Raw genomic sequence first — 14,265 nt, 5'->3', positions numbered from 1 at the left:
TATCAAAAACAATTCTATTTCCCTTTTTTCCCTTAATTTTGCAATTCAATTTTTTTAGCACCATGCAAGACGTAAAAATCACAATTCAAGAAACCACAAATAATACCATTATAAAATTTAATACCAATCAAATTTTAATAAATGGAGGAAGTTATGAATACAATAATATAGATGAGGCTAAAAACTCACCTTTAGCACAACAATTATTCTACTTACCTTTTGTTAAAAAGATTTTTATTACAGCAAATTTTATAGCTGTACAACGCTATGACATTCTAGAATGGATAGACGTACAAGAAGAAGTAAAAGAGCAAATTGAAGCTTATTTAAATGATGATGGAGTTGTTGTACAAGAATCTCCAATTTCTAAAAAAGAAGCCATTGAGGTATATGCAGAGGTTACTCCAAATCCTTCCGTAATGAAATTTGGAAGTAGCAAATCTTTAACTCAAACCGATGTTGAATATAAAAATATAGATGAGGCTAGTAAATCATCTCCTTTAGCGCAAGCTATTTTTAATTTTCCATTTGTAAAAGAAGTATTTATTTCTGATAATTATGTTTCTGTTACCAAATATGACATGGTAGAATGGAGTGATGTATTTGCAGAAGTAAGAACTTTTATTAGAGAATACTTAGTTGCTGGAAAAACCATTATTAAAGAACTTCCAACAGAAGAAAAAACAACATCAGAAAATAAAGTAGTTACACCACAAGTACAATTAGAAGGTATTTCTGCACAGATTTCTGATATTTTAGATGAATATATAAAACCTGCAGTAGCAAGTGATGGTGGAAACATTGCTTTCCGTGGTTATGATGAAGAACGAAAAATAGTACACGTGGTTTTACAAGGTGCTTGTAGTGGATGCCCTTCTTCTACAGCTACTTTAAAAAACGGAATAGAAAGTTTACTAAAAGAAATGTTACCAAATCAAATTAACGAAGTAGTAGCAATTAATGGGTGAAAAAGCCCCTTTGTCCTAAAAGACATTTCCCCAAAGGGGAAAAAAATAAAGGTTAAGGGAATACAGAATGTTAATTTTATATAAACAGAAAAACACAGTTGCTCACGCTATGAGTTTCCTCTCTTCGAGAGGATTAAGGTGGGCTTATTTATGTCAGCAGAAAAAATAAACCCTTACAAAGATTCTAAACTTGGCAAAAAAGAACAAGTTGCTCAAATGTTTGATAACATTTCTGAAAATTACGATGGTTTAAACAGAGTAATTTCATTAGGAATTGATGTTAAATGGCGTAAAAAAGTAGTGAAAATTGTTGGGAAAAATAACCCAAAACAAATTTTAGACATTGCTACAGGTACAGGAGATTTAGCTATTATGATGGCAGCTTTAAACCCTGACAGAATTGTAGGTTTAGATATTTCTGAAGGTATGCTAGAAGTTGGAAAACAAAAGATTGCCAAAGCTAATCTTTCTAATAAAATAGAAATGGTTGTTGGCGATTCTGAAGAAATGCCTTTTGCAGACCATACTTTCGATGCTATTACGGTTTCTTTTGGTGTAAGAAATTTTGCTAATTTAAATAAAGGGCTTAAAGAAATTGCAAGAGTTCTAAAACCAACAGGTGTTTTGGTTATTTTAGAAACATCTAACCCAGTTAAATTTCCATTTAAACAAGGGTATAAATTATATACTAATTTATTTTTACCTGTTGTAGGTAAATTGTTTTCTAAAGATAAAGTTGCCTATTCATATTTATCAGAATCTGCAAATTCTTTTCCTTTTGGAGAAGCTTTCAACAATATTTTACAAAAAAACGGGTTTACACATACAAAAGATACACCCGTAACATTTGGAGTTGCCACAATTTATACCGCAAGTAAATAATGATGAGTAAGAAATTTATAATATTCGGTTTTTTCCTATTAACTTCTATTGCTTTTTTTGCGCAAAAAGAAAAAGTAGAATACTTACCAACTTTTGATAAAGGACAAATACATTACGGTTTTTATCTTGGTTTAAATCAGAATGATTTTAAAATTAGTTACAATAATAATTCTGGAATACCAGATGCAAATATTACAGTAGAACCTTCGACTGGATTTAATGTAGGGTTAATTGCAGATTTACGTTTGCATAAAAATCTAAACTTACGTTTAGAACCAGGTTTAATGACCAACTCAAAGAAAATTTATTTTAATCATTTAAATACTCCTCAAGATAGTGTTAGAGAAGTGAGTTCCACTTACCTACATATTCCATTAATTTTTAAATTTAGTACAGATAGATATAAAAATATTCGCCCTTATGTACTAGCCGGAGTTTCTTACAACTATAATTTCTCTAGTAATGAAGCTAATCAAGATGATAATGAACAAAGTCAATTTAGAACAACTACACATAATTACATGTATGAAGTTGGAGTTGGTATAGACATTTACCTATACTACTTTAAATTCTCACCTTCTATTCGTGGTATTTTTGCTTTACCTAGTGAATTAAAAAAAGATAACCCTAGTTCTTTTGGAGGAAAGAGTAGTCCATATACAGCACCAATAAACTATATGGCAACTCGTGGAGTCTTTCTTACCTTGTCTTTTGAGTAAATATTATTATTTCACAAATAAAAACTCTATACCTACAACATTTTTAAAACCTTGTAAGAGTATTCTATCTAAGACTGTTAACTAAAAATTCCTCTTAAACTCGCTCAACAAAATTGCCGTTGCAGTGGCTACATTTAAACTTTCGGTTTCTTGAGTTTTACCAAATCTTGGAATAGAAATTTTATGAGTAATTAACTTTTTAATTTCTTCTGATACACCATTTGCTTCATTTCCCATTATCAAAACTCCTTGTTTTGGTAAACTTGTTTTGTACACATTTTCACCATCCATATCGGCAATAAAAGTTGGGTTTTGGGTTTCTGATAAGTATTCTACCAAATCTACATAACGAATAGAGATTCTAGTTAAAGACCCCATGCTTGCTTGCACTACTTTCTGATTGTAACAATCTACAGTATCTTTAGAGCAAATTAATTCATCTACCCCATACCAATCGCATAACCTAATAATAGTACCTAAGTTTCCGGGATCATTTATAGCATCTAAAGCAATTATTAAACCGCTATCTACAAGAGGTTTTTTATCAGGAATTTTAAAAATTCCTAAAACTTTATTAGGCGTTTTTAAATTGCTAATTTTCTTTAAATCAGCCTCTGAAATTCTAATTATTTGCGACTCAGAAATATCCGAAGAAAAGTCATCTGTACAAAAAAGAGTTTCAACCTCAAACGAAGAGTTTAAAAGCTCTTGCACCACTTTTATACCTTCCGCTATAAATAATTGATGCTTTTGTCTATACTTTTTTTGAGATAAACTTGTTATTAACTTAAATTGATTTTTTGAGATACTCATTAATTGATTGTAATTGGAAATAAACCGCCGAAAAATACTATTTTTGAATTTGATAGCACTGCTAAATTAATGAAAAAACTTTCTTTATCATTTTTATTCTTACTCATTTTAGTTTCATGTAATTCAACAAAGCATGTAGCGGAAGATGAACACATGCTTACTCAAAACTATATTTATGTTGATAGCGTTAGAAATAATGGTAATGATATACAAAAATACATACTACAGAAACCAAATCCAAAGTTTTTAAATTTACCCATTGGTTTGTATTTTCATAATATAGGAAATCCTAATAAACCTAAAACACCATCTGAATGGGGTAAAAAAAATCCTCATTCTTATAATTTTATAAAAAATATTTTTTCTGAAAAGCAAAGTATTGCCTACGCAAAATCTTTTATAGGGATAAATAAATGGTTTTTAAATTATCAAGGTCCCGTTATTGTTAATAATAGAAAAGTAAAAAATACAGAAAACAACTTACTAACATATTACAAAAATCAAGGTTTTTTTAAAACGAAGGTAACCTCAGAAATAGATAGAGATTCTATTAGTAAAAAAGCAACAGTTGCCTATAGAATAACCAAAGGAAAACCAACACTTTTAGATACCATAAACTTTAAAATAGAATCTCCGGTATTAGATTCTATTTATAAAAGCGCCAACACACCATCCCTATTAAAATCTGGAAATCAATACAACGACATTACCTTTAGAAATGAAGCGAGCAGAGTTTTAAAACTTTTTAGAAACAACGGAGTTTATAATTTTAATGAATCTGCCTTAGGTTTTTATGTAGACTCAACAAGAACAGACTATAAAACAAATGTAGATTTCTTAATCTCTGGAAGTCAATTAGAAGAAGAACAGCACGGTCAATATATAAACAAACCTTATCAAGTACAAAAGGTAACCGAAGTAAATGTTTATACAGATTATTCTTTTACAAGAAAAGGAGAACCTTATTTAGATTCCATAAACTATAAAGGCATTCAGTTTTTAGCACATCGTAGAAACAAATTCAACCCAAAATACTTATCGCAATCCATTTTTTTAAAACCCGGAAGTGTCTATAAAGACACCTTAAGAAACTTAACAAGAAATCATTTAAAATCACTTAACAACTTTAAATCCACCAATATAGAATTTATACCAATTGCCGGAACAGACGATGAATTAAAAATGCTTGTAAAGTTATCACCTATAGAAAAATACACTTTAGGCTTAGAAACAGAAATAACACATTCTAATATTAGAGAAATTGGTACTTCTGCTAAGTTTTCTATCACCAATAGAAACGCGTTTAGAGGAGCCGAATTACTAAAACTATCTGTTTTAGGCTCTTATTTTAATTCAAATAATGGTCCTGGTTGGGAGGTTGGTGCAGATGCTTCTTTAGAAATACCAAGACTTATTGCTCCTTTTGGTTTAAACAAATTGGTTCCTAAAGAAATGTCTCCTAGAACTTTATTTTCTATTGGCTCTAGTTTTCAAAAAAACATAGGTTTAGATCGACAAACATTCACTTTTTTGTCTGACTACAGATGGAAATACAATGCAAAAAAAACAATTCAATTAGAAATTTTAAATACGCAATACATTCAAAATTTAAACATTAATAGTTATTTTGACATATATAGCTCTGAATTCTCTAACCTAAACGATGTTGCCGAAGCTTATGATATCGCAAAGAATATTACTAACATTACCAATTATCCACTTTCTACAGATATAAACACACAAGTACCAGAAGCGTTAGATTTTATGAAAAAGGTAGCTAATGACACTAGCTTTAAAACTACAAATTCTGAAGAATACAATACGGCTTTAAATATTTTAAATAGGTATAATATTATAACATCAGATTTTTTAATACCTGTGCTATCCTATTCCTTTACCTATAATAATCAAGTAAATTCTAGTGACAATAATTTCTCTTTTTTTAAAATAAGACTTTCAAATTCGGGGAATGTTTTAGGATTAATATCTAAAGAAACGAATGCTAACGATAAAAAAACATTTGCTAAAATACCATTAGCACAATACTTTAAAACAGACATAGAGTACAAAAAGTTTTGGGATGTTGGTGCAACTTCAGTATTTGGAATTAGAAGTTTTTTAGGTGCAATTATCCCTTATGATAATTCTGATATTCCTTTTACAAAAAGTTATTTTGCAGGAGGTTCTAATGACATTAGAGCTTGGCAAACTTATGAATTAGGTCCTGGAAATACAAATAGCGGTTTAGAGTATAATGTTGGTAGTTTAAAATTTTTAACAAGTGCAGAATATCGATTTAATGTAGTTAGCAAGCTAAAAGGAGCCTTATTTATTGATGCCGGAAATATCTGGGATATTACAGGTTCTAGTTTTGTAGAAGATGCATCAAAATTTAATAACTTATCGTCCTTAAAAGATATTGCTGTCGGTTCTGGATTTGGAGCAAGATTCGACTTTAGTTTTTTAATTTTACGTTTAGACGTAGGCTTTAAAACCTACGAACCCTATTTAACTGGCAATAAATGGCTTAAAAACTACAATTTTGCAAATGCTGTTTATAATATTGGTATTAACTACCCCTTCTAAAATTGTAATAAAACCTATAACGTTTTCGTTATTTTATACTTAGATTCATCGGTATTTTTAGTACTTTTGATGAGTAATTAACGATTAAAATATACAAAAAGATGAGTCATAATATAAAACCAGGTGTTGCAACTGGATCAGAAGTACAAGCTATTTTTAAATATGCAAAAGAAAAAGGATTTGCTTTACCAGCAGTAAACGTTATTGGATCTGACACTATTAATGGTGTTTTAGAAACAGCAAGAGATTTAAATGCTCCTGTAATTATTCAGTTTTCTAATGGTGGTGCACAATTTAATGCTGGAAAAGGTTTATCTAATGAAGGTGAAAAAGCTGCAATTGCAGGTGGTATTGCTGGTGCAAAACACATACATGAATTAGCTGTAGCTTATGGAGTTCCTGTTATTTTACATACAGACCACTGTGCAAAAAAATTATTACCTTGGATAGACGGATTATTAGATGCTTCAGAAAAACATTTTGAAGAAACTGGTAAACCTTTATATAGCTCTCACATGATAGATTTATCTGAAGAGCCTATTGAAGAAAATATAGCAATTTGTAAAACATATTTAGCTCGTATGAGTAAAATGGGTATGACTTTAGAAATTGAATTAGGTATTACAGGTGGTGAAGAAGATGGTGTTGACAATAGTGATGTTGATGAATCTAAATTATATACACAACCAGAAGAAGTTGCTTATGCTTACGAAGAGTTATCTAAAGTAAGTAGTAATTTTACAATTGCTGCAGCCTTTGGTAACGTTCATGGTGTTTACAAGCCAGGAAACGTAAAATTAACTCCAAAAATCTTAAAAAATTCTCAAGAATTTATTACTAAGAAATATGGTGTTGAAGAAAACCATATCGATTTTGTATTTCACGGAGGATCTGGTTCTTCTTTAGAAGAAATTAGAGAAGCTATTGGTTATGGTGTTATTAAAATGAACATTGACACTGATATGCAATATGCTTTTATGAGCGGAATTAGAGATTATATGGGTAAAAATGCAGATTATTTAAAATCTCAAATTGGAAGCCCTGATGGACCTGAATCTCCAAACAAAAAATATTACGACCCAAGAAAATGGTTACGTGAAGGTGAAGTTACTTTTATTACACGTTTAAAACAAGCATTTTCTGACTTAAACAACGTAGATACTTTATAAAAGATATCTCTAAAATACTTTTTAAAAGCACTTTGACTAAAATCAAAGTGCTTTTTTTATGAGTTTAGAGATCAAAAAGGATACTTTTAAGAAAAAACTTTTACATTTGCGGTTCTAATTTTTTTTACATAAATTTAGAAATAACCTAAAACACAACAACAAGTATGGCTTGGTTTAAAAGAACGGATAAAGGAATACAAACTTCTACAGAAGATAAAAAAGATACTCCAAAAGGGTTATGGTACAAAACACCTAGTGGAAAAATAATAGATACAGAAGAATTAAAAAGAAACTTATATGTAAGTCCAGAAGACGGTTATCATGTAAGAATAGGTAGTAAAGAATATTTCGAATTATTTTTTGATGAAAATAAGTTTAAAGAATTAGACCCAAATCTTACCTCTAAAGATCCTTTAAAGTTCGAAGACACAAAAAAATACCCAGAAAGATTAAAAGCCGCACAAGAAAAAACCAAATTAAAAGATGCTGTTAGAACGGCTGTAGGAAAATCTTTAGGAAAAGACCTTGTAATTGCAGCAATGGATTTTGCTTTTATTGGTGGATCAATGGGATCTGTTGTTGGAGAAAAAATAGCAAGAGCTATCGATTATTCAATAAAAAATAAAATTCCATTTTTAATGATTTCTAAATCTGGAGGTGCAAGAATGATGGAAGCATCTTTATCTTTAATGCAAATGGTAAAAACATCTGTTAAATTAGCGCAATTAGCAGAGGTAAACATTCCTTACATATCTTTATGTACAGACCCTACAACCGGTGGTACAACTGCATCTTACGCTATGTTGGGAGATATTAATATTGCAGAACCAAATGCATTAATTGCTTTTGCAGGACCAAGAGTTGTAAAAGATACTACAGGTAAAGACTTACCAGAAGGTTTTCAAAAATCTGAATTTGTCTTAGAACACGGTTTCTTAGATGCAATTTACGAACGTAAAAATTTAAAAAAACAGATTAATTTGTATATCGACTTAATACAAAATATACCTGTTAGAGCATAAAACAACTCGTTACTATAAGCTCTTAAAACGAAGTAATCTTTTTATTACAAACAATTAAAAAGATTACTTTACATCTCTTAGAGAGATGAATAATGTGTTCTTTTTACTATTCCAAATTAAAAAAATAATTATATCTTTGCAGCTTCAATGAAATTATCATTGATGTACATAATAATCATTTAAATAATATTGGAATGTATTTAACTAAAGAAGTAAAAGAAAGCATCTTCGAAAAACACGGTAAAGGAAAAAACGATACTGGTTCTTCAGAAGGTCAAATCGCATTATTTACGCACAGAATCAACCATTTAACTGGGCACTTAAAAAATAATCGTAAAGATTATAACACAGAGCGTTCATTAGTAATGTTAGTTGGTAAACGTAGAAGTTTATTAGATTATCTAAAGAAAACTGATATTGTAAGATATCGTGCAATTATCGCAGAATTAGGAATTAGAAAATAATTCTTACAAAAAGAGGCTCTATAAACGTGCCTCTTTTTTATTTTAAAACCTATTTAGTTTATTACAAATGCTAGGTTTTAATCCCACGAAAGTGGGAAACTAAAAAGTAATTTATTCTGACTAACAAACAGAATCTATATAAAAAGGTTAAATTAATTAACCACATTTCTGCGAAGGCAGAAAAAAAAATCAAAAATAGTAACAGCATTTTTGAATTTCCATTGCAACAACGTACAACAACACAACAACAAACAAATTAAAAATTTAGAATTTAAATTTATGATTCCAAAAGTATTTAGAGAGGTTATAGACCTTGGAGATGGTAGAACTATCTCGTTAGAAACCGGTAAATTAGCAAAACAAGCACACGGTTCTGTTGTTGTTCAAATGGGTAAAGCAATGTTATTATGTACGGTAGTTTCTAACTACAAACAATCTGACGTTGATTTTTTACCACTAACAGTAGATTATAGAGAAAAATTTGCGGCTGCAGGTCGTTATCCTGGTGGTTTCTTTAAAAGAGAAGCAAGACCTAGTGATGGAGAAGTATTAACAATGCGTTTAGTAGACCGTGTTTTACGTCCTTTATTCCCTAAAGATTACCATGCAGAAGTACAGGTAATGATTCAATTAATGTCTCATGATGAAGATGTTATGCCAGATGCATTAGCAGGTTTAGCGGCGTCAGCAGCTATTCAATTATCAGATTTCCCTTTCGAATGCCCTATCTCTGAAGCTAGAGTTGGTCGTATCAACGGAGAATTTGTTATCAACCCAAACAGAGCACAATTAGCAGAATCTGACATCGACATGATGATTGGAGCTTCTGCAGATTCTGTAATGATGGTTGAAGGTGAAATGGATGAAATTTCTGAAGAAGAAATGGCAGATGCAATTAAATTTGCCCATGAAGCTATTAAAGTTCAGTGTGCTGCTCAAGTTGCATTAGCTGAAGCTTTTGGTAAGAAAGAAACCAGAATATACCAAGGAGAAAGAGAAGATGAAGAATTAGCAGCTAAAATTAATGAACTTACATACGATAAGTGTTATGCAATTGCTAAAAAAGGAACTTCTAAAGTAGAACGTACTAATGCTTTTGCAGACATAAAAGAAGAAGTAAAAGCAGCATTTACTGAAGAAGAATTAGCTGACTATGGTGATTTAGTTGGAAGATATTTCAATAAATCTCAAAAAGCAGCAGTTAGAGAATTAACTTTATCAGAAGGTTTACGTTTAGACGGACGTAAAACAACAGATATTAGACCAATTTGGTGTGAAGTAGATTACTTACCATCAGTACACGGTTCTTCTATCTTTACTCGTGGAGAAACACAAGCCTTAGCAACTGTAACTTTAGGAACTTCTAGAGATGCAATGAAAATAGATATGCCATCTTACGAAGGTGAAGAAAATTTCTATTTACACTATAACTTCCCTCCTTTTTGTACAGGTGAAGCTAGACCATTAAGAGGAACATCTCGTAGAGAAGTTGGTCATGGTAACCTAGCACAACGTGGATTAAAAGGAATGATTCCTGCAGATTGCCCTTATACAGTAAGAGTAGTATCTGAAGTATTAGAATCTAACGGTTCTTCTTCTATGGCAACTGTTTGTGCTGGTACAATGGCATTAATGGATGCAGGTGTTAAAATGATAAGACCAGTTTCTGGTATTGCTATGGGATTAATTTCTGACGGAGATCGTTATGCTGTTTTATCTGATATTTTAGGTGATGAAGATCACTTAGGAGATATGGATTTTAAAGTAACAGGTACTTCAGAAGGAATTACAGCATGTCAAATGGACATAAAAGTAAAAGGTCTTTCTTACGAAATTTTAGTAAATGCACTAAAACAAGCAAGAGATGGTCGTTTTCATATTTTAGGTAAAATTACAGATACAATTGCTGCTGCAAATGAAGAAGTAAAAGCGCATGCTCCTAAAATGGTGAATAGAAGAATACCTAATGAATTAATTGGTGCTTTTATTGGACCAGGAGGTAAAAACATTCAAGAATTACAGAAAGAAACAGAAACTACAATTGTAATTACTGAAGATCCTGTAACAGAAGAAGGAATTATCGAAATTTTAGGAACTAAACCAGAAGGAATCGAAGCAGTTATTGCTAAGATTGAGTCTATGTTATTTAAACCAGAAAAAGGTTCTGTATATGAAGTAAAAGTGATCAAAATGTTAGATTTTGGTGCTGTTGTAGAATATACTGAAGCTCCCGGTAACGAAGTTTTATTACACGTAAGTGAATTAGCTTGGGAACGCACAGATAATGTTTCTGATGTTGTTAAGATGGGAGATATTTTAGATGTAAAATACTTTGGTTTAGACCCAAGAACACGTAAAGAAAAAGTTTCTAGAAAAGCAATTTTACCAAAACCAGAAGGTTTTGTTGAAAGACCACCAAGAGATGATAAACGTTCTGGTGGACGTGATAACAGAGGTAGAGACAATCGTAGAGACGATAGAAAACCTAGAGCTCCTAGAAAAGAAGAGTAAATATTTTACTGAACTGGTTTCAGTATCTAAAAATAGTATTAAAAATCGCCAATTAATTTTGGCGATTTTTTTTGTTTATAGGGGTTTTGTAAAATGCTTTTATTTTCTTTGCACTCAACAATGAACATACAACATACTACATATTTATCATTAGGAACAAACCAAGGAAACAAACTTGAAAACCTACAAAATGCCATTAACTTAATAGCTGACGATATTGGTGGTATTCTAAAAATATCTTCCATTTACAAAACACCTTCTTGGGGATTTGATGGAAATGATTTCTATAATATTTGCATTAAAGTTTCCACCAATCAACAACCAGAAGCTTTAATGAGTTCTTTATTAAACATAGAAAATGAACTAGGTAGGCAACGATCTACAAAAGAAGGCTATCAAGATAGAAATATAGATATTGATATATTGTTATTTGAAGATCTTATTATCTTCTCTAAAACTTTGATCGTTCCACATTCAAAAATGTTACAGCGTAAATTTGTACTAATTCCTTTGTCTGAAATAGCCCCAACAGTAATACATCCCATAGAAAAAAAACAAATTTCAATATGTATACAGGGTTGTGACGATACATCTGAAATTATAAAAGTGAATGAAGCACTAAAAAGACCAATCCCTATATCTGAAAAATATAACTATATTGCTATAGAAGGAAACATTGGAGCAGGCAAAACAACTTTAGCAAATCTAATCTCTACAGAGTTTAATGCTAAAACCGTTTTAGAGCGTTTTGCAGACAACCCTTTTCTACCAAAATTTTACGAAGACAAAGAACGCTATGCATTTCCATTAGAGATGAGTTTTTTGGCCGATAGATATCAACAACTCACAGATGATTTAGCACAATTTGACTTATTTAAGAACTTTATTATATCAGATTACTATATTTTTAAATCTTTAATTTTTGCCCAAGTAACATTACAAAAAGAAGAGTACTTACTGTATAGAAAAATGTTCGATTTAATGTATAAAGAAATTACAAAACCAGATTTATATATTTATTTATTTCAAAATACAGAACGACTCTTAGAAAACATTAAAAGAAGAGGCAGAGACTATGAACAAAAAATTGAACCGGCATATCTAAAAAAAATTCATAATGGATATAAAAGTTTTATTAAAACAGAAAAAAATCTAAATTCACTAATAATAGATGTGTCAGAAATGGATTTCGTAGCTAATAAAAAGGACTATCTTAAAATTATTAACACAATTAAGCATTTTTAAAAAAATAATATTATATTTTTGCGGGATCATTCCCCCATTATAGTTAAAAACAAAAATTCAAAGTAAAAATGAGGAGAATTATATTATTTATTCTATTTAGCAGTTTTATAATTGCACAATCATTCGGTCAAAAGAATGAAAAAAATATTATATACAAAGACAGTACTGAAGTAAAAGGTAGTGATATTATAAAAGAAAACAATACCTGGGCAATAGCTGGTGGTTTCAGTAATTTCATTATGCATGGAGATTTACGTTCAATTGGTACTAGTGATGATACCAACTACTGGAATTTTGGGGGTTATGTTTATGTAGATAAAATGTTTAACCCAGTATTAGGACTTGAATTTAAAGCCACTTACACTAAAATGTCCGGTGGAGCTCAATATTTCTCAAATACGTACGATCTTAAGTATGTCCCAACCACAGTTAATAGAGATAACATGAAATTTGAAGGTACTGCCTATGGTGCCGAATTAAATTTAATAGTAAGTTTTTCTAATCTTTATAGAAGACAAGCTAGAAAATGGAATGTTTCTGGATATTTTGGTGTTGGATATCACCAATACGATTCTGCTTTATTTGATAGAAACTCTGATGGATCTTACACTAAGATTTCAGATGCAGATTTTGGATATAACCCAGAAAGAAATAGCGTATCTGAAGCAAGTTCAATCTATTTATCTGCACAACTAGGTATAAAAAGAAAATTAAGCAGACGCTTAGATCTAGAATTTAGAACTGGTATGTATTTCAACCATGAAGATCATTTAGATGCTGCGATTTCTAACAAACAAAATTGGGAAAACTTTTTTGTAACGAGCCTAGGTGTAGTTCTAAAATTAGGAAAGAAAAAAGAATATATTATTTGGGTTGCCGACAAGCCTGCTGGAGCAGAATTTAAAATCATTGATACAGATAATGACGGTGTAATGGATCAATTAGATGTAGAACCAAACACACCTATAGGAGCGATGGTTTATGGTAATGGTCAGGCTATAGATACAGACGGAGATGGATTACCAGATTACAAAGATAAATGTCCACTAGAATATGGTCCTATATCTAATGAAGGTTGTCCTTTAAATGTTGATACGGATGGAGATGGAGTTATGGATGCTAAAGATTTATGTCCAAATACACCTGGTCCAGTAGAAAACAAAGGTTGTCCTAAACAAGAAGTAGTACCACCTGTTAACATTACACAACAAATTGGGTTGTTAGCAACAAGTATTTACTTTGATACTAATAAAGATGTAATTAAATTAATATCTTATAGTACTATTGACCAAATCGTTATGTTAATGAAAAAAATACCAGATGTAAGGTTTGTTATTGAAGGTCATACAGATGATAGAAATAGTGATAGATACAACTTGTACTTATCTCAAAGAAGAGCAGAAAGTGTAAGAAAATACATGATAAGACAAGGTATTTCTAGCGAAAGATTAGAACCAAAAGGATATGGTGAATCAAGACCTAAATTCTCTAATGATAATGCTGGAGGAAGACAACTAAACAGAAGAGTTGAAATTAAACCAATAGATGCTATTGGGACTGTAGAAAGAATTGATGAATAATTAATTAATCACAATCTAATTCAAAAAAAGAGGCTACTTAATGTAGCCTCTTTTTTTTTATAACACTGTCTCATAATAAACCAACGACACTCACAATAAAGTATAAACAGAAAACTAGTATTTCACTAAAAAATTTAGTAAAAAAAAGACCTATATAGCTTTATCTATATTTTTAAGTTGCTAAATTTACCTCATCAAAATACATCTATAAATAACAAAAAACCGGGTATGTCGTATTCGTTTCTGTTTAAGAGATTTCTTTATAGAATCTAACAATTAAAGCCCATTAGAATAACTTAAATAAAA

At 30.6% G+C, this 14,265-nt stretch carries 11 protein-coding genes; 10 read left to right on the top strand and 1 reads right to left on the bottom strand.

Annotation, left to right across the window (positions count from 1 at the left end):
• Positions 1-62 precede the first annotated feature (62 nt).
• From JOP69_RS14380 to JOP69_RS14370, 3 genes are all read left to right on the top strand, one after another.
• Positions 63-968, top strand: coding sequence for a NifU family protein (locus tag JOP69_RS14380; RefSeq protein ID WP_203394843.1), 906 nt, complete (start codon positions 63-65; stop codon positions 966-968).
• Between the two features lie 150 nt (positions 969-1,118).
• Complete coding sequence (ubiE, locus tag JOP69_RS14375; RefSeq protein WP_203394842.1) at positions 1,119-1,850, top strand: bifunctional demethylmenaquinone methyltransferase/2-methoxy-6-polyprenyl-1,4-benzoquinol methylase UbiE; 732 nt, start codon at positions 1,119-1,121, stop codon at positions 1,848-1,850.
• Entirely contained in the window at positions 1,850-2,569 is a 720-nt protein-coding gene (locus tag JOP69_RS14370) for a porin family protein (RefSeq protein ID WP_252191121.1), read from the top strand. The genes ubiE and JOP69_RS14370 overlap by 1 nt, the downstream gene beginning before the upstream one ends.
• An 81-nt stretch (positions 2,570-2,650) precedes the next feature.
• Here the strand turns inward: JOP69_RS14370 and JOP69_RS14365 are convergent, their stop codons facing one another.
• A complete protein-coding gene (locus JOP69_RS14365) occupies positions 2,651-3,382 on the bottom strand; it encodes an RNA methyltransferase (RefSeq protein WP_203394841.1) in 732 nt (243 codons plus the stop codon).
• 69 nt (positions 3,383-3,451) lie between these two features.
• Here JOP69_RS14365 and JOP69_RS14360 point away from each other — a divergent pair, with 69 nt between their 5' ends.
• From JOP69_RS14360 to JOP69_RS14330, 7 genes are all read left to right on the top strand, one after another.
• On the top strand, positions 3,452-5,968 hold the full coding sequence (locus JOP69_RS14360; protein ID WP_203394840.1) for a BamA/TamA family outer membrane protein: 2,517 nt from the start codon (positions 3,452-3,454) through the stop codon (positions 5,966-5,968).
• 101 nt (positions 5,969-6,069) lie between these two features.
• A complete protein-coding gene (fbaA, locus tag JOP69_RS14355; protein ID WP_203394839.1) occupies positions 6,070-7,137 on the top strand; it encodes a class II fructose-bisphosphate aldolase in 1,068 nt (355 codons plus the stop codon).
• Positions 7,138-7,301: 164 nt separating this feature from the next.
• The gene (accD, locus tag JOP69_RS14350; RefSeq protein WP_203394838.1) at positions 7,302-8,159 is read left to right on the top strand and encodes an acetyl-CoA carboxylase, carboxyltransferase subunit beta; all 858 of its coding nucleotides are present in this window, start codon (positions 7,302-7,304) and stop codon (positions 8,157-8,159) included.
• A gap of 194 nt (positions 8,160-8,353) precedes the next feature.
• Complete coding sequence (rpsO, locus tag JOP69_RS14345) at positions 8,354-8,623, top strand: 30S ribosomal protein S15 (RefSeq protein WP_203394837.1); 270 nt, start codon at positions 8,354-8,356, stop codon at positions 8,621-8,623.
• Between the two features lie 279 nt (positions 8,624-8,902).
• Positions 8,903-11,134 carry a polyribonucleotide nucleotidyltransferase gene (locus tag JOP69_RS14340; protein WP_203394836.1) on the top strand — a complete coding sequence of 744 codons (2,232 nt, stop codon included), beginning with the start codon at positions 8,903-8,905 and terminating at the stop codon, positions 11,132-11,134.
• A 120-nt stretch (positions 11,135-11,254) separates the two neighbouring features.
• Positions 11,255-12,379, top strand: a complete 1,125-nt coding sequence (folK, locus tag JOP69_RS14335) for a 2-amino-4-hydroxy-6-hydroxymethyldihydropteridine diphosphokinase (protein WP_203394835.1) — start codon at positions 11,255-11,257, stop codon at positions 12,377-12,379.
• 68 nt (positions 12,380-12,447) lie between these two features.
• The gene (locus JOP69_RS14330; protein WP_203394834.1) at positions 12,448-13,959 is read left to right on the top strand and encodes an OmpA family protein; all 1,512 of its coding nucleotides are present in this window, start codon (positions 12,448-12,450) and stop codon (positions 13,957-13,959) included.
• Positions 13,960-14,265: the final 306 nt, after the last annotated feature.

It is taken from the genome of Polaribacter sp. Q13 (assembly GCF_016858305.2).
In the GTDB taxonomy this organism is placed as follows: Bacteria; Bacteroidota; Bacteroidia; order Flavobacteriales; family Flavobacteriaceae; genus Polaribacter.
Note: the sequence above shows the minus strand (reverse complement) of the source record. Positions and strands in the feature narration are given on the sequence as shown.